The 17,406-nt window shown below is 56.7% G+C and carries 15 protein-coding genes and 1 pseudogene; 3 read left to right on the top strand and 13 right to left on the bottom strand.

Annotated features, from left to right (window positions below; translation table 11 throughout):
• Window positions 1–27: 27 nt before the first annotated feature.
• The 11 genes from atpG to mnmG form a co-directional block, all read right to left on the bottom strand.
• Window positions 28–888, bottom strand: coding sequence for a F0F1 ATP synthase subunit gamma (gene atpG / locus ACOYXE_RS22645; protein ID WP_007911960.1), 861 nt, complete (start codon window positions 886–888; stop codon window positions 28–30).
• 50 nt (window positions 889–938) lie between these two features.
• Window positions 939–2,483: a F0F1 ATP synthase subunit alpha gene (gene atpA, locus ACOYXE_RS22640; RefSeq protein WP_016984064.1), complete on the bottom strand. Its 1,545-nt coding sequence runs from the start codon at window positions 2,481–2,483 to the stop codon at window positions 939–941.
• 21 nt (window positions 2,484–2,504) lie between these two features.
• A complete protein-coding gene (locus ACOYXE_RS22635) occupies window positions 2,505–3,041 on the bottom strand; it encodes a F0F1 ATP synthase subunit delta (RefSeq protein ID WP_007911956.1) in 537 nt (178 codons plus the stop codon).
• A gap of 12 nt (window positions 3,042–3,053) precedes the next feature.
• On the bottom strand, window positions 3,054–3,524 hold the full coding sequence (locus ACOYXE_RS22630; RefSeq protein ID WP_003229781.1) for a F0F1 ATP synthase subunit B: 471 nt from the start codon (window positions 3,522–3,524) through the stop codon (window positions 3,054–3,056).
• Between the two features lie 59 nt (window positions 3,525–3,583).
• Window positions 3,584–3,841 (bottom strand): F0F1 ATP synthase subunit C, encoded by a 258-nt coding sequence (gene atpE / locus ACOYXE_RS22625; RefSeq protein WP_003097235.1) that lies wholly within the window; start codon window positions 3,839–3,841, stop codon window positions 3,584–3,586.
• Between the two features lie 133 nt (window positions 3,842–3,974).
• Complete coding sequence (atpB, locus tag ACOYXE_RS22620) at window positions 3,975–4,844, bottom strand: F0F1 ATP synthase subunit A (protein ID WP_007911917.1); 870 nt, start codon at window positions 4,842–4,844, stop codon at window positions 3,975–3,977.
• 16 nt (window positions 4,845–4,860) lie between these two features.
• Entirely contained in the window at window positions 4,861–5,268 is a 408-nt protein-coding gene (locus ACOYXE_RS22615; protein ID WP_008084411.1) for a F0F1 ATP synthase subunit I, read from the bottom strand.
• Window positions 5,269–5,416: 148 nt separating this feature from the next.
• On the bottom strand, window positions 5,417–6,289 hold the full coding sequence (locus ACOYXE_RS22610) for a ParB/RepB/Spo0J family partition protein (RefSeq protein ID WP_116028606.1): 873 nt from the start codon (window positions 6,287–6,289) through the stop codon (window positions 5,417–5,419).
• A 9-nt stretch (window positions 6,290–6,298) separates the two neighbouring features.
• Complete coding sequence (locus ACOYXE_RS22605) at window positions 6,299–7,096, bottom strand: ParA family protein (protein ID WP_008084406.1); 798 nt, start codon at window positions 7,094–7,096, stop codon at window positions 6,299–6,301.
• A gap of 18 nt (window positions 7,097–7,114) precedes the next feature.
• Window positions 7,115–7,759, bottom strand: coding sequence for a 16S rRNA (guanine(527)-N(7))-methyltransferase RsmG (gene rsmG / locus ACOYXE_RS22600; RefSeq protein WP_007911906.1), 645 nt, complete (start codon window positions 7,757–7,759; stop codon window positions 7,115–7,117).
• Window positions 7,756–9,654 carry a tRNA uridine-5-carboxymethylaminomethyl(34) synthesis enzyme MnmG gene (gene mnmG / locus ACOYXE_RS22595; RefSeq protein ID WP_016984066.1) on the bottom strand — a complete coding sequence of 633 codons (1,899 nt, stop codon included), beginning with the start codon at window positions 9,652–9,654 and terminating at the stop codon, window positions 7,756–7,758. The genes rsmG and mnmG overlap by 4 nt, the downstream gene beginning before the upstream one ends.
• 571 nt (window positions 9,655–10,225) lie before the next feature.
• Between mnmG and ACOYXE_RS22590 the strand changes: the two genes are divergently transcribed.
• The 3 genes and pseudogenes from ACOYXE_RS22590 (at window position 10,226) to ACOYXE_RS22580 (ending at window position 14,235) form a co-directional block, all read left to right on the top strand.
• The gene (locus ACOYXE_RS22590; RefSeq protein ID WP_160060027.1) at window positions 10,226–10,732 is read left to right on the top strand and encodes a sigma-70 family RNA polymerase sigma factor; all 507 of its coding nucleotides are present in this window, start codon (window positions 10,226–10,228) and stop codon (window positions 10,730–10,732) included.
• The gene (locus ACOYXE_RS22585) at window positions 10,732–11,679 is read left to right on the top strand and encodes a FecR domain-containing protein (protein WP_160060028.1); all 948 of its coding nucleotides are present in this window, start codon (window positions 10,732–10,734) and stop codon (window positions 11,677–11,679) included. Before ACOYXE_RS22590 ends, ACOYXE_RS22585 begins: the two co-directional genes overlap by 1 nt.
• Window positions 11,680–11,798: 119 nt before the next feature.
• Window positions 11,799–14,235: pseudogene (locus ACOYXE_RS22580) on the top strand (TonB-dependent siderophore receptor).
• Between the two features lie 40 nt (window positions 14,236–14,275).
• Here the strand turns inward: ACOYXE_RS22580 and mnmE are convergent.
• Complete coding sequence (gene mnmE / locus ACOYXE_RS22575; protein ID WP_460926678.1) at window positions 14,276–15,646, bottom strand: tRNA uridine-5-carboxymethylaminomethyl(34) synthesis GTPase MnmE; 1,371 nt, start codon at window positions 15,644–15,646, stop codon at window positions 14,276–14,278.
• Window positions 15,647–15,725: 79 nt separating this feature from the next.
• Entirely contained in the window at window positions 15,726–17,405 is a 1,680-nt protein-coding gene (yidC, locus tag ACOYXE_RS22570; protein WP_160060031.1) for a membrane protein insertase YidC, read from the bottom strand.
• Between the last annotated feature and the right edge of the window lies 1 nt (window position 17,406).

Genomic DNA, 17,406 nt, shown 5'->3' with positions numbered 1-17,406 from the left:
AGCTGGATCCTCTGAATATTTGAACCGTTAAACCGCGGCAGCGCCGCCGACGATTTCCGAGATCTCTTGGGTGATCGCAGCCTGACGCGCCTTGTTGTAGATCAGCTGCAAATCGCTGATCAAATCACCGGCGTTGTCGGTAGCGTTCTTCATCGCGATCATCCGCGCAGCTTGTTCAGCCGCGTTGTTCTCGACCACCGCCTGGTAGACCTGCGACTCAACGTAGCGGACCATCAAGCCGTCAAGCAGCTCTTTGGCATCCGGTTCGTAGAGATAGTCCCAGTGGTGCTTGAGATCCTGATCCGGGGTGGCCACCAGTGGAATCAACTGCTCCACGGTAGGCTGTTGCGTCATGGTGTTGATGAACTTGTTGGACACCACGGACAGGCGATCAATACGGCCATCCAGGTAGGCATCCAGCATCACCTTGACGCTGCCGATCAAGTCATTGATCGACGGCTCTTCACCCAGGTGGCTGATAGCTGCAACGACGTTACCGCCGAAGTTACGGAAAAAGGCCGCACCCTTGCTACCAACGACACACAGATCAATCTCGACGCCGTTTTCGCGGTTTACCGCCATGTCCTTGACCAGGGCCTTGAACAGGTTGGTATTCAAGCCGCCGCACAGACCACGGTCACTGCTCACCACAACATAACCAACGCGCTTGATTTCGCGGTCGATCATGAACGGGTGGCGGTATTCCGGGTTGGCGTTGGCCAGATGCCCAATAACCTGGCGGATACGCTCCGCATAAGGACGGCTAGCAGCCATGCGCATTTGTGCCTTGCGCATTTTGCTGACCGCCACTTTTTCCATGGCGCTGGTAATCTTTTGCGTGCTTTTGATGCTCGCAATCTTACTGCGAATCTCTTTTGCGCCTGCCATGTAACACCTATCAGGTTAGCAAGCGGGAGCCTCGCGGCTCCCGCTGCGGCTTACCAGGTTTGGGTGGCCTTGAACTTCTCGATACCGGCTTTCATGCCAGCGTCGATTTCGTCATTGAAGTCACCTTTAACGTTGATCTTGGCCATCAAATCGGCGTGATCGCGGTTGAAGAAAGCAATCAGCGCTTGTTCGAAGCTGCCGATCTTGGCGATTTCAATGTCAGTCAGGAACCCACGCTCAGCGGCATACAGCGACAGCGCCATGTCAGCGATCGACATTGGTGCGTATTGCTTCTGCTTCATCAGCTCGGTAACGCGCTGACCATGCTCAAGTTGCTTACGGGTCGCTTCGTCCAGGTCAGAAGCGAACTGGGCGAATGCCGCCAGTTCACGGTACTGAGCCAGAGCGGTACGGATACCACCGGACAGCTTCTTGATGATCTTGGTCTGAGCGGCACCACCCACACGGGATACCGAAACACCGGCGTTCACTGCAGGGCGGATGCCCGAGTTGAACATGGCCGATTCCAGGAAGATCTGACCGTCGGTGATGGAAATCACGTTGGTCGGAACGAACGCGGAAACGTCGCCAGCCTGGGTTTCGATGATCGGCAATGCGGTCAGGGAACCGGTTTTGCCGGTCACTGCGCCGTTGGTGAACTTCTCTACGTATTCTTCCGAAACGCGGGATGCGCGCTCCAGCAGACGGGAGTGGAGATAGAACACGTCGCCTGGGTAAGCTTCACGGCCTGGTGGACGGCGCAGCAGCAGGGAAATCTGGCGGTAAGCCACTGCTTGCTTGGACAGATCGTCATAAACGATCAGCGCGTCTTCACCGCGGTCGCGGAAGAATTCACCCATGGTGCAACCGGAGTACGGTGCCAGGAATTGCAGCGCAGGAGATTCCGAAGCACTGGCAGCCACGATGATCGTGTTGGCCAGGGCGCCGTTTTCTTCCAGCTTGCGAACCACGTTGGCGATGGTCGATTGTTTCTGACCAATAGCTACGTAGACGCAGAAAATGCCGCTGTCTTTCTGGTTGATGATCGCGTCGATCGCCAGAGCGGTTTTACCGATCTGACGGTCACCGATGATCAGCTCACGCTGGCCACGGCCGACAGGGATCATGGCATCGACAGCCTTGTAGCCAGTCTGTACAGGCTGGTCTACCGACTTACGCCAGATCACGCCCGGAGCAACTTTCTCGACCGCGTCGGTCTCGGTGTTGCCCAGTGGACCTTTGCCGTCAACAGGGTTGCCCAGTGCGTCGACTACGCGACCCAGCAGTTCCTTACCAACCGGAACTTCGAGGATGCGGCCGGTGCACTTGGCGCTCATGCCTTCAGCCAGAGACTGGTAAGCGCCCAGTACAACGGCACCTACGGAGTCTTGCTCCAGGTTGAGGGCCATACCGTAGACGCCGCCCGGAAACTCGATCATCTCGCCGTACATTACGTCGGCCAGACCGTGAATCCGCACGATGCCGTCAGATACGCTGACGACAGTGCCTTCGTTACGGGCTTGGGAGGTCACATCGAGCTTGTCGATGCGGCCCTTGATAATTTCACTTATTTCGGAAGGATTGAGTTGCTGCATTGCTCTGCTGCCCCTTCAAACTCAAGATTTCAATGCTTCGGCAAGTTTCGCGATTTTGCCGCGAATCGAGCCATCGATAACCAGGTCGCCGGCGCGGATAACGACACCACCTATAAGGGCAGCATCCTCCGCAACTTGCAGGCGCACTTCCCGGTTGAGTCGTGCACTGAGAACCTTGGCGAGTTTGTCTTGCTGTTCTTGGTTCAATGCAAAAGCACTGGTCACTTCAACGTCTACCGACTTCTCTTGTTCGGCCTTGTACAGGTCGAAAAGAGCGGCAATCTCCGGCAGAAGCGGGAGACGGTCGTTTTCGGCAACGACATTGATGAAGTTCTGTGCCTTGGCATCAAACTTGTCGCCGCACACGTCAATAAACGTGGCGGCCTTTTCTGCGCTCGTCAGTCGCGGGGCCTTGAGCACGCGCTGCATGGTGTCGTCTTGCGACACCGCTGCAGCCAGGCCGAGCATGGCTGACCAATTGGCCAGTTGCTGGTGGGCCTGAGCGTGCTCGAAGGCCGCCTTAGCGTAAGGTCGGGCCAACGTGGTCAGTTCTGCCATGATCGCCCTCGCTTAGATTTCAGCAGCCAGTTGGTTAACCAGCTCTGCGTGCGCGTTTTGATCGATTGTGGCACCCAGGATCTTCTCGGCGCCGCCGACAGCCAGCAAACCCACTTGGGCGCGCAGCTTGTCTTTGACACTGTTCAGTTCCTGTTCGATCTCGGCTTGAGCCTGAACCTTCACACGGTCAGCGTCGACACGGGCCTTTTCAACGGCCTCTTCGACAATCTGGTTACCGCGTTTCTTGGCTTGCTCGATGATTTCAGCTGCCTGAGCTTTCGCTTCGCGCAGTTGCTGACCCGCTTTTTCTTGGGCCAACTCCAGGTCGCGAGCTGCACGGCTGGCAGCGTCCAGACCATCAGCGATCTTCTTTTGACGTTCGTGCAGAGCAGCGATGACCGGAGGCCATACATACTTCATGCAGAACAGTACAAAAATCAGGAACGCAACGGACTGGCCAATCAGGGTCGCATTAATGTTCACGCCAACACCTCGCAGTTACGTTGTCCATCACATCAAATTACTCGGAAGAATCCGGGTAATTAGCCAGCGATCTGACCAACGAACGGGTTCGCAAAGGTGAAGAACAGAGCGATACCAACACCGATCATGGTTACGGCGTCGAGCAGACCGGCAACGATGAACATTTTAACTTGCAGCATTGGAACCATTTCTGGCTGACGCGCTGCGCCTTCCAGGAACTTGCCGCCCAGCAGGCCGAAACCAATTGCGGTACCCAGTGCGCCCAGGCCGATCAACAGTGCAACAGCGATAGCGGTTAGACCAACTACAGTTTCCATCTTTCCTCCCGACTTTTACGTCGTATGGTTTAGGTTTTTTAGATTAAAGCGGTAAAACAAATCGTTTCAGGTGCCCTGTGAAGAGCCCCTTCCCGTTTGACCGGGAAGGACATCAGACTAGTCGAGACTGGCCTTAATGGTTTTCTTCGTGCGCCATCGACAGGTAGACGATGGTCAGCATCATGAAGATGAACGCCTGCAGCGTGATGATCAGGATGTGGAACACAGCCCACGCCCACTGCAGAACAACGCCCAGGCCGCTCAGCCAGAGCAGACCACTGCCGAACATCACAGCGATCAGAATGAACACCAGCTCGCCGGCATACATGTTGCCGAACAGACGCAGAGCCAGAGAGATCGGTTTGGCGATCAGGGTCACGAATTCCAGCAGGAAGTTCACCGGAATCAGCAGGGCTTGAACGAAAATGTTCTTGCTGCCGAACGGGTGCAGGGTCAGTTCGCCGATGAAGCCGCCGAAGCCCTTGACCTTGATGCTGTAGAAAATGATCAGTGCGAAAACCGAGAACGCCATGCCCAGGGTCGCGTTCGGGTCGGTAGTCGACACGGCGCGGAACGGGATGTGGTGGTCACCGGAGATCAGGATGGCCAGCTGAGGAATCCAGTCGACCGGTACCAGGTCGACGGCGTTCATCAGGAACACCCAGACGAAGATGGTCAGTGCCAACGGTGCAATCACCGGGCTACGGCCATGGAAGCTGTCTTTCACGCTGCCATCGACGAATTCGACCAATACTTCAACGAAGTTCTGCAAAGCACCCGGCTGACCCGAAGTCGCTTTCTTTGCCGCCATGCGGAAAAGAAGTACGAAGATCAGACCCAACGCGACCGACCAGCCGAGAGTATCGACGTGGAAAGCCCAGAAGCCCATTTCTTTGGCCTCTGCTGCGGTATGGGCAAAGCCCCAGCCGCCGTTAGGTAGCTGACCGAAGGTCAGGTTCTGCAAGTGGTGCTGGATATAGCCCGAAGCGGTTGTTTCTGCCATGGTTGCCTCAAACGCCCTAAGGTCTCGAAAGTCTTGTTCTCATCAGCAGGGGAGCGAACCAGCTGACCGACTGAGTCAGCACGAACACGCCGAATACTGCTATCGGCGCCAGTGGCTTCACACCTGCAAACACCAGTGCAAAGAGCACTGCCGTCAAAATCAGTTTGCCTGCCTCGCCGGCATAAAATGACCGGACGATGGACTGGGCTGCTCGGGCGCCGGAAAACCGAAATGCCTTGTGAGCGAAATAAACATTGGGCAGCAAGGCTATCAGGCCCCCGCAAAGTCCCGAGTATCCGGCAACGACTCCGTGCCATTGCCAGAGCGCCAAAGCGGCAATGAGCAAAATGACAAATTGAGCCATTAACACCGGAAAAACCGCCAGGCGATGGAACGGCAGGCGGTTTGGCTTGCGGGTTTCCATCACGTTTGCTCTCCAATGGTCGGCTGCCAGAATTCAATAACTTGGCATAATTTGTGCCGACAAAATGCGCGCAGAGTATAGGGGCGGTTCTGCCCCTATTCAACTGTCAGGTAGTGATTTCCGACTGCGCGCTACATGAGGAAATGTTTCAGCGGATGTGCGCGAGCACACCTTGAAGCTCATCGAGGGAGTTGTAACCGATCACCAACTGACCCTTTCCCTTCTTGCCGTGGCGAATCTGCACCGCAGAGCCTAGGCGCTCGGCCAGACGCTGTTCGAGGCGGGCGATATCCGGGTCGGGTTTGCTCGCTTCCACAGGCTCCGGTTTGCCACTCAACCACTGACGAACCAGTGCTTCAGTTTGGCGCACGGTGAGGCCGCGTGCGACAACATGTCGCGCCCCTTCCACCTGCTGATTGTCCGGCAGACCGAGCAAAGCACGGGCATGACCCATTTCCAGGTCGCCGTGGGACAACATGGTCTTGATGACTTCCGGCAGTGCAATAAGCCGCAACAGGTTAGCCACAGTGACGCGGGACTTACCCACAGCCTCGGCGACCTGTTGCTGCGTCAGCTGGAACTCCTGCTGCAAACGCTGCAGGGCCACCGCTTCTTCGATCGGGTTGAGATCTTCACGCTGGATGTTCTCGATCAGCGCAATGGCGATCGCGGTTTCATCCGGTACGTCGCGCACCATCGCCGGGATGGTTTCCTGCCCGGCTTGCTGACTCGCGCGCCAGCGGCGTTCACCGGCGATGATCTCGAAGCGGCCACCGCCAATCGGGCGCACCACGATCGGCTGCATCACGCCTTGCGCCTTGATCGACGCTGCCAGTTCTTCCAGCGCCTGAGGATCCATGTCGCGGCGCGGCTGGTATTTGCCGCGCTGCAGCAGATCCAGTGGCAAGTGCTGCAGTTCGCGGGTGTCAGCTTGCGCCGCTTGTTCTTCCAGCGCGCTGACGGTCGGACCACTCAGCAGTGCATCCAGTCCACGTCCGAGACCTCGTTTCTTGACGGCCATGGGGATTCCTTAAGTTGCCTGAGCGGCGGCGATGCGTGAGTTTTTGCGCTGACGACGAACCATCTCGCCGGCCAGGGCCAGATAAGCCAGGGCGCCGCGCGATTGCTTGTCGTAGGCAAGCGCCGGCATGCCGTAGCTCGGCGCTTCGGCCAGGCGGATGTTGCGCGGGATCACCGTGTCGTACAGCTGATCGCCGAAGTGTTCCTTGAGCTGCGCCGAAACGTCGTTCATCAGGCTCAGGCGCGGGTCATACATGGTCCGCAGCAGGCCTTCGACTTTCAGGTTCGGGTTGAGCAATTCAGCGATGCGCTTGATGTTATCCACAAGGTCACTCAAGCCTTCGAGCGCGAAGTACTCGCACTGCATGGGGATAATCACCCCGTCAGCGGCGACCAGTGCGTTCAGCGTGAGCATCGACAGCGACGGCGGGCAGTCGATCAGAATGTAATCGTAGTTTTCACGGATCGGCGCCAGCGCGCTGCGCAGACGGCTTTCCTTCATCTGCATTTCCAGCAGCACCACTTCGGCCGCCGTCAAATCGCGGTTGGCCGGCAGCAGTTGGTAACCGCCGTGCTCGGAATAGTGCATGGCCTGGGCCAGATCGCATTCGCCGATCAGCAGGTCGTAGACCGAGTTTTCCAGGCCGTGTTTATCCACACCGCTACCCATGGTGGCGTTGCCCTGTGGATCGAGATCGATCAACAGCACCCGGCGCTTGGTCGCGACCAGGGATGCTGCGAGGTTGATGCAGGTGGTGGTCTTACCCACACCACCCTTCTGGTTCGCTATCGCGAATACCTTAGCCATTCTTGCTTGTGTTCCCAATCATGCCGTGCGGCGCAGTATCAGCAGATGGCGTTGGCCTTGGCAACCGGGTACGGCCAGGGCGTGTTCGCTATCGAGTTTGAAGTCTGCCGGCAATGCTACCAGCTCATCGGCCGGATGAACGCCCTTCATTGCCAGCCATCGTGTATCGGCATCGCCGAGGTGGCGAGTCCAGTTGGTGAAGTTCTCCATACTGCTGAACGCCCGGGAAATAATCCCGTTGAACGGCTGTGCAGGCTGGAAGGCTTCGACACGGCTGTGGATAACTTGCAGGTTATCCAGTTTGAGTTCGAGTTTGACCTGAGTCAGAAAGCGGGTTTTCTTGCCGTTGCTGTCCAGACAAGTCACTTGCGAATCCGGATACAGGATCGCCAACGGGATGCCTGGCATGCCGCCGCCACTGCCAACGTCGAGCCAACGACCGTTCTCGATGAACGACATCACGCTGAGACTATCGAGCAAATGCCTCGACACCATTTCGTCCGGATCGCGCACAGCGGTCAGGTTGTAGGCCTGGTTCCATTTGATCAACAGGGCCAGATAACCCAGCAGCAATTCGTGCTGGGTTTCAGTGAGATTGACACCGAGCTCGCGGGCTCCTGTGGATAACTCTTCGGCGTGTTGCGAAGTGACCTTAGAACTCAAGCGCTTTGCTCCAACTGACGGCCCGCGCCGCGTTTTTTCAAATGAATCATCAGCAGCGAAATCGCTGCCGGGGTCACACCCGGGATCCGCGAAGCCTGGCCCAGCGTCTCTGGTCGAGTCGCGCCGAGCTTGCTCTGGATCTCCTTGGAAAGACCGGAAATGTTGGTGTAATCGATATCCACAGGCAGTTTCGTGTCTTCACTGGCGCGCAGACGGGCGATTTCGTCCTGTTGACGGTCGATGTAACCGGCGTATTTGGTCTTGATTTCCACCTGTTCGGCAACCTGTGGATCTTCGGCGCCGTTGCCGGTCACTTCGACCAGACCAGCGTAGTCGATTTCCGGTCGACTCAAGAGGTTGAGCAAGTTGTATTCGTGGGTCAGCGGCGTGCCGAATTTCTCGGCAATCGCATCGCCCTGCTGCGTGTTCGGGCGAACCCAGGTGCTTTTCAGGCGCTGCTCTTCCAGCTCGATACTTTCGCGTTTCTTGCAGAAGGCCGCCCAACGCGCGTCATCGACCAGACCCAGCTCGCGACCTTTTTCGGTCAGACGCAGGTCAGCGTTGTCCTCACGCAGAATCAGACGGTACTCGGCACGGGAAGTGAACATGCGGTACGGCTCTTGGGTACCGAGGGTGATCAGGTCGTCGACCAAAACGCCGATGTAGGCTTCATCGCGACGCGGGCACCAGGCTTCTTTGCCCTTGGCGCGCAGTGCGGCGTTGGCGCCAGCGAGCAAACCTTGGGCGCCAGCTTCTTCGTAGCCGGTGGTGCCGTTGATTTGCCCGGCGAAGAACAGACCGCCGATGACTTTGGTTTCCAGGCTGTACTTCAGGTCGCGTGGATCGAAGTAGTCGTACTCGATCGCATAACCCGGACGCACGATGTGCGCGTTTTCCATGCCACGGATCGATTGCACGATCTGCAATTGCACGTCGAACGGCAAGCTTGTGGATATCCCGTTCGGATACAGCTCATGGGTGGTCAAACCTTCCGGTTCGATAAACACCTGATGGCTTTCCTTGTCGGCAAAGCGATGGATCTTGTCTTCGATCGACGGGCAGTAGCGCGGGCCGATGCCTTCGATTTCACCAGCGGCGGAATACATCGGCGAACGATCGAGGTTCGCCGCGATGATTTCGTGGGTGCGGGCGTTTGTGTGAGTAATCCAGCAACTGACCTGACGTGGATGCTGTTCTTTGTTGCCCATGAACGACATCACCGGAATCGGCGTATCGCCGGGTTGCTCGGTCATCACCGAGAAATCCACAGACTTGCCGTCGATACGCGGCGGTGTGCCGGTTTTCAGGCGACCGACACGCAGTGGCAGTTCACGCAGACGGTGAGCCAGGGCGATCGACGGCGGATCACCGGCGCGACCGCCGGAGAAATTCTGCAAACCGATGTGGATAAGTCCGCCGAGGAACGTACCGGTGGTCAACACCACGGAATCGGCGAAAAAGCGCAGACCCATTTGCGTGACAACACCACGGACTTGTTCCTGCTCGACGATCAGGTCGTCAGCCGCTTGTTGAAATATCCACAGGTTTGGTTGGTTTTCCAGAATTTCGCGGACAGCGGCTTTGTACAGAATCCGGTCGGCTTGCGCACGGGTCGCCCGTACGGCTGGGCCTTTGCGGCTGTTCAACACGCGAAACTGGATGCCGCCCAAATCGGTGGCCGTTGCCATCGCGCCGCCGAGGGCATCGATTTCCTTGACCAGATGGCTTTTGCCAATACCACCGATGGCCGGGTTGCAACTCATGGCACCGAGGGTTTCCACGTTATGCGTCAGCAACAGGGTTTTTGCCCCCATACGTGCTGAGGCCAGTGCTGCCTCGGTACCGGCATGACCGCCGCCGATGACGATCACTTCAAAACGGGAAGGGAAATCCACCACGCACCTCGTGCCTGCTTAAGTAGGTAATTCAGGAATAGTTTGAGATCAGGTTTCTGAACCTGGTCGACAAGTATAGGGACTTCGCCCTTCCTAAAGAACCCTTTGCACAAAATTTAACCAGCTGTGGAGAACTCGAGGTTAAAAGAATAAAAAAGAGAGAAATTTATAAAACCTTTGTTTTTATGTTTATTCTTACTGAGCCACCTTTCTGTGGATAGATTGCTACAGGCCTTTATATTCAATGTGTACAGAGTTTTAAAACCCTGTGCTCATGTGCTAATGAGGCCCTTGGATAACCGCTGTAAGCCTGTGGATGAAAGGGAAGGTTATCCACAGAGGGGTTTATGTCCAGTTTTTAAGCCCTGTTATCAACCGACCTCAGTGGCAGTTATTCACAGGGCTTAATCCACAGAAAAAACGATACAGCAGCTTTTTCAGCGCGCAAAAAAAACACCAGCGAGGGTTCGCTGGCGACAAAGAAGCTGATGGAGGTAAGTGCGAGGGCTATTGTGAGAGAACGTAACAGGGGCTAATAATAGGCATTATCATTAACTCATCAGTTTTCCCTATGTCCCTACCCGCCCACACCGCTGCGATTGAGCAAATCTACGAGCAACATCATTCGTGGCTATATGGATGGCTCAAGGGAAAATTGCATGACGCCTGCGATGCCGCCGATGTGGCGCATGACACGTTTGTGCGGATTCTGGCGGCCCGCAATGCCGCGCAGATTCGCGAGCCACGGGACTATCTGGCGACAATTGCACGCGGTCTGGTGATTGATCGTTATCGCAGACAGGCTATCGAAGCAGCATATTTGCAGACCCTGGCGGCTCGACCGGAAGCCACCGCCATCAGCGAGGAAGACAAGGCGCTGATCATCGAAACTCTGGTCGCTGTGGATAAAGCCTTGGCCGGGCTCGGCGCCAGAAGCCAACAGATTTTCATGCTGTCGCAGATCGATGGCCTGACTTATCAACAGATCGCCCTGCAGCTGAAGGTTTCTCTGACCACGGTGAAGAAACACATGATCCGCTCCCTGACGGAATGTGCCCTGGTCATGGCGCAGCGTTGATGGCCATCGCCCCCAACCGTCAGGTTTTCGAAGCGGCCGCCAGTTGGTATGTGCAGTTTCAAACGGATCCGCCGACGCTCGCCGAACAGAAGGCCTGGCAGCTGTGGATAGATAGCGACCCGGCACATCTGGCGGCGTGGAACCAGATGGAACAAATGCAACGCCACCTCGGCACACTACCGCAGGATCTGAAACGTCGGGCACTGAACACCGGTCAGCAACGCCGTCAGGTGCTGAAACTGTTGCTGCTCGGGGCGGGGACGGGGTTCGTTGGCTGGAATGTTCAGCATCACGCTTCCTTGGGGAATGTTTGGGCGGACTATAAAACCGGGGTTGGTCAGCTTCGCAATATCGCATTGGCGGATGGCAGCCAGATTCAGCTCAACACCGACACTGCCATTGACGTGTCTTTCGACCCGGTACAGCGGCTGATTCGCCTGCGCTCGGGCGAAATCCTGATCCAAACCGGAAAGCTTGGCGATCAACGACCCTTTTTCGTCGAAACCCGTGATGGCCGGATACAAGCCTTGGGCACTCGATTCTCCGTCCACCAGTTCCCGGGTTCTACCCGCGTGGGGGTGCTGGAAAATCGGGTCAGCGTTCAACCGGGGGATTCATCAACAGCCGCCATTATTCTGAATGCAGGGGAAGGCGCTGACTTCGATAGCCGGCATATCGGACTCATTCATCCCTTCCAACCCTCGGAAGTGGCATGGACCAACGGCCAATTGATCGTCCTCAATGCACGTTTGGGCGATGTGATCGAAGAATTGGGCCGTTATCGCAGCGGGGTTTTGCACTGCGACGCGCGCGCCCGGGATCTGCGGGTATCCGGCACCTTTCGGCTCGACTCCACCGATGCCGTTCTGGCCAATCTCCAGGCCTCGTTACCGATCAACGTCCGCTACTTCACCCGTTACTGGGTCTCGATCAGCCACAACGTCTGATCGAAAATCACCTGGGGAAAAATAAATTGAAACCAAGGTTATCTTTTTTTGCCCTGACCCGGCCCTACAGGTAATCGCGATAAACGCGGCTCTTCGCCACCTTCAGGGCTTATCCACACATGCGTCTTCCCACGTTCCGTCAGCGTTTTTCCCACCACTGCATTGCCTACAGCCTACTGATGACCAGTGCCGCGCCTTGCCTGGTAATGACCAATAACGCCTTCGCGGCGATGGCCGCCCAGCGCTACACCATTGCTGCCGGCCCGCTGGACAATGCGTTGAGCCAGTTCGCCTCTGCTTCGAACGTGATTCTGTCGTTCTCGCCGCAACAGACCAGCCGTTTACGCAGTGCGGGACTGAACGGCAACTTCACCGTCGAACAGGGATTCTCCCAACTGCTGCAAGGCTCGGGGTTGCAAGCCATACCGCAGGCGCCTAGCAGCTACATTCTGCAGGCGCTGCCCACTGGTGACTCGCTGGAACTGGCCCCGACCAACATCAACGGGCAATTAGCCAACCCGATGAACCTGGATTACGCCGCCGACGTTGGCTACAAGGCGCAAAGCAGCCGGATTGGTACGAAAACCAGCACACCGTTGTCGGAAACGCCACGCTCGGTGTCAGTCGTAACCGCGCAACGCATGAAAGATCAGAAATCCCAGACGCTCACCGAGGTGCTTGGCTACGTCCCGGGGATCTTTGCCCCTCCGTTTGCCGCCGGCGACAGTCTGGCCGGAGATCTGTTTTTCATACGGGGTTTCAATGCCACCGATTACGGCTACGGTCTGTTGCGCGATGGACTACGCGTACAGGGCAACCGCTATGACACCAGCACCGAGCCTTATGGTCTTGAGCGAGTGGAGATTTTCCGCGGCCCGTCTTCTCTGCTGTACGGGGAAAACGCTCCCGGCGGTCTGGTCAATCTGGTGAGCAAACGCCCGACCGCCGCGCCACAAGGCGAAGTGCAATTGGGTTATGGCTCGAATAATCGTAGGCAGATCGGCGTCGATGTCTCCGGTCCACTCAATAACAGCGGTAATGTTCTCGGGCGGGTGGTGATGCTCGGGCGCAAGTCGGACACCCAGACCGATCATGTCCCGGATGACCGGATCTACATCGCGCCATCGCTGACTCTGAATTTCGACGATTTCAATACGCTGACCCTACTGGCCAACTACCAGAAGGATCACACCAACATGGAACTTGGCCTACCGGCCGCCGGGACTTTGCTGACCAACCCCAACGGCAAGTTATCCAAGGGCACAATGCTCGGCGATCCGGACTGGAATACCTTCGAACGGGAAACCTGGAGCACCGGTTACGAGTTCAGTCACTCGTTCAACGACGACTGGCAGTTCCGGCAGAACTCGCGCTACATGCAGTCGCGCATTACCCGCCACGAAACCTGGCCGGGCAACCTCAACAATGCCGGTTTCGGCACACGCCTGAACATGACGGCCTACGATCGCTACAACAAATCGATGGTGTATTCGCTGGATAACCAACTGGAAGGCAAATTCCAGGTCGGCGGTCTGGAAAATACCGTGCTATTCGGCGCCAGCTACGACCGCACTTCCTTCAATCAAGACTGGGATGCCGGCGTCGTCGGGCCGATCGATGTGTATAACCCGGTGTACCTGCGCGACCCTACCACACCGATTGCGGTGCAAAACACCTTGCTCGAGCAGCAGATGAAAGGGGTTTATGCACAGATCCAGAGCAAGTACGACCATTGGTTGTTTCTGCTCGGCGGTCGTCAGGATTGGGTCGACAGTGATTTCCGCGACAAGGTGGCCCAGTCGAGTGACATCAGCTCCGAGGATAAGAAATTCACTTATCAGGGCGGCGTGATGTACCAGTTCGACAACGGCATGACGCCGTATGTCAGCTACTCGACCTCGTTCGTGCCGGTGCAGCAGATTTCCAACGCCGGCGCACCGCTTGATCCGATCACCAGCAGCCAATATGAAGTGGGCCTGAAATACGAGCCGATCGGCTGGGACACAGCGTTCACTGCTTCGGTGTACGACCTGCGCAAAAAGGACGACACCTACTTCGACGCCACCACGTCGAGCTATCGCCAAGTGGGCGAAAGCCGTTCCAAGGGTGTAGAGCTGGAACTTAACAGCAATCTGACGCAGAACCTCAACGTCACGGCGGCCTACACCTACACCGACGCGCGAATCACCAAGGATGCCGCGACGTCATTGGTCAAAGGCCATCAGATGACCGGCGTGCCGCGTAATCAGGCCTCGGACCTGGGCGAAATACCGATTCCTCGATGGCGATCTGAAAGGTTTGTATGTGGGTGGCGGTGTGCGTTACTTCGACAGTGCCTTCGCCTACACCTCGCCTTCTCTGTACGGAAAGCTGGATGCCGGCGATGTCACCTTGGTTGATGCGGCGATCGGCTATCAGATCGACACGCACTGGAGCGTGGACCTAAATGCGAAAAACCTGTTCGACAAGGAATATGTGTCGGGATGCAATGATGCCGGCCGCTGCTACTGGGGAGAAGACCGGACCTTGCTCGGTACGGTTTCCTACAACTGGTAAATGAAAAGGGGCTGTGGATAAATTGTCCACAGCCCCTTTGTCATTTGCCAATGCAGAAGCTGGAAAATATCCGACCTAGCAGATCATCGGAGCTGAAGGCACCAGTGATTTCGCCGAGAGAATGCTGGGCTTGACGCAGATCTTCCGCCAATAACTCTCCGGCGCCAGCCAAGGTCAGCTGGGCGCGGCCGTGTTCCAACGCTGCACTGGCGTGGCGCAAGGCTTCAAGATGCCGGCGACGTGCGCTGAAACTGCTTTCCGAGGTCTGCTCGTAACCCATACAGGCTTTGAGATGGTCACGCAGCAGGTCAAGGCCTTCACCGGCCGACTTGGCGCTGAGGCTGATCGTCACATGGCCGTCTTCACTGGTTTTCAGGGCAATGGCTTCGCCGGTCAAATCGGCTTTGTTGCGGATCAGGGTGACCTTCGCCGGATCTGGTCGGGTTTCAAGGAATTCCGGCCATAGGGCAAAGGGATCCAGCGCTTCCGGCGCAGTGGCGTCGACCACCAACAACACCCGATCAGCCTCGCCAATGGCTTTCAATGCGCGCTCGACCCCGATCTTTTCCACATGATCATCGGTATCGCGCAGTCCGGCCGTATCGACAACGTGCAGTGGCATACCATCAATGTGGATATGTTCGCGCAGGATGTCGCGGGTCGTACCGGCAATTTCGGTAACGATGGCGGCTTCACGACCGGCCAAGGCATTCAACAGACTGGACTTGCCGGCATTCGGACGACCGGCGATCACCACAGTCATACCATCGCGCAGCAACGCACCCTGCCCGGCTTCTCGCAGTACTGTGGATAACTCGACGCGCACTTTGTCGAGCATGCTCAGCACATGGCCATCGGCAAGGAAGTCGATTTCTTCTTCCGGGAAGTCGATGGCGGCTTCGACGTAGATACGCAAACCGATCAGTTGCTCGGTCAAGTTATGCACACGCTGGGAAAACGCACCCTGCAAGGAACGCAGAGCATTGCGCGCAGCCTGTGCAGAACTGGCTTCGATCAAATCGGCAATCGCCTCGGCCTGGGTCAGGTCGAGCTTGTCATTGAGGAAGGCGCGTTCGCTGAATTCACCAGGACGGGCCAAGCGACATCCCAGTTCCAGGCAGCGTTTGAGCAACATATCCAGAACGATCGGGCCGCCGTGGCCTTGCAGTTCTAGCACGTCTTCACCGGTGAACGAGTTCGGCCCCGGGAAATACAGCGCCAGACCTTCATCGAGGACTTGCTGGTCGTCGCTGAAAAACGGGCCGTAATGGGCGTAACGCGGTTTCAGTTCGCGGCCGCTGATGGCTTTCGCTGCAACGCTGGCCAACGGCCCGGAAATACGAACGATGCCCACACCACCACGGCCTTGAGCGGTGGCGACAGCGGCGATGGTTTCACGAGGTGCGCTCATTGACCGGTATCCAGACAAAAATGACAGATAGCAAAACGCCCCACTAGGGGGCGTTTTGAGTGGTTATCCACAGTGTAAATCAAGCAGCGGCTTGGGTAGCCCGTTCGATTTTACGTGTGATGTACCACTGTTGTGCAATCGACAGGCAGTTGTTCACAACCCAGTACAGCACCAGACCTGCCGGGAACCACAGGAAGAAGAAGGTGAAGATGATTGGCATCATTTTCATGACCTTCGCCTGCATCGGATCCGGAGGAGTCGGGTTCAGCTGCTGCTGGATGAACATGGTTGCGCCCATGATGATCGGCAGAATGAAGAACGGATCCTTGATCGACAGGTCAGTGATCCACAGCATGAACGGCGCTTGGCGCATTTCCACGCTTTCCAGCAGAACCCAGTACAGAGAAAGGAAAACCGGCATCTGCACGAGGATCGGCAAGCAGCCGCCCAGCGGATTGATCTTCTCTTTCTTGTACAGCTCCATCATGGCTTGCGACATTTTCTGCCGGTCGTCGCCATGTTGCTCTTTCAGAGCAGCCAGTTTCGGCGCAACGGCACGCATACGCGCCATCGATTTGTAGCTGGCAGCCGACAGAGGGAAGAAAATACCCTTGATCAGCATGGTCAGGAAAATGATCGACCAGCCCCAGTTACCGACAATGGCGTGAATGTGTTGCAGCAGCCAGAAGATTGGCTGAGCAATGAACCACAGAATGCCGTAGTCGACGGTCAGTTCCAGACCTGGGGACAACTCTTTCAGCACAGCCTGGCTTTTCGGACCGGCGTAAAGGATAGCGCTGGTTTCAACTTTGGCACCCGGTGCAGCGGTCAGTGTTGGACCTGTGTAACCGATGATGTAGTTGCCTTTGCTGTCTTTACGGGTCTGGACGATGTTGTTTTCGCCCTTTGCCGGAATCCACGCAGTCACGAAGTAGTGCTGTAGCCAGGCTACCCAACCACCGGTGACGGTTTCTTTCAGTTGTGCCTTGTCCATGTCCTTCATGGACACTTTCTTGTACGGCTCCGAACTTGTCCACAGGGCAGCGCCCAGATAAGTTGCGGTGCCAGTAGCGGTTGTGGACGAAGGATCAGCGCTAGCATCGCGCTTCAACTGCGCGAACATCGCGCCATTCCAGGGCTGAGCGCTCTGGTTATCCACAATGTAGGAAACGGCTACGTCATACAGGCCACGTTTCAGAGTGAAACGCTTGATGTAATTGACGCCGTCCTTGCTGAACTTCAGGTCTACGACCAGTTGGTCCTGACCGTCAGCCAGTTGATAAGTCTTCTTCTCCGAGGAGTAGACCGGACGACCGGCCGGATTTGCATCCGGGCCATTGGTGCCGATCAGACCGCTTTGTGCCAGATACACACGTTCGCCGCCGTTATCGAACAGCTGGAACGGAACATCAGGACGATCCTGACGACGTGGATACAGAGGCAAGGTCAATTGAGCAACATCACCACCTTGTGGATCGATCGCGAGATCGAGCACGTCGGTTTTGATCTGGATCAGATCCTTGCTGGCGGCTACCGGCGTTTCGGCAGGTGCACTGGTATCGCTAGCGGCACGCGGAATATCGTCACTGGCTGCAGCATTATTGCCAGTGGCGGTGTCCGGCAAACCGGATGTAGTCGTACTGGAAGCAACATTCTGAGTCGGCAGGGCAGCCTGACCATAGTCCTGGTTCCATTTAAGGACCATAACGTAGGCCACGATTGCCAGGGCGACGATCAGGATCGTGCGTTTGATATCCATG

It is taken from the genome of Pseudomonas sp. MC6 (assembly GCF_054790575.1).
The sequence above is the reverse complement of the archived record's forward strand: the minus strand, read 5'-3'. Positions and strand labels throughout refer to the sequence as shown.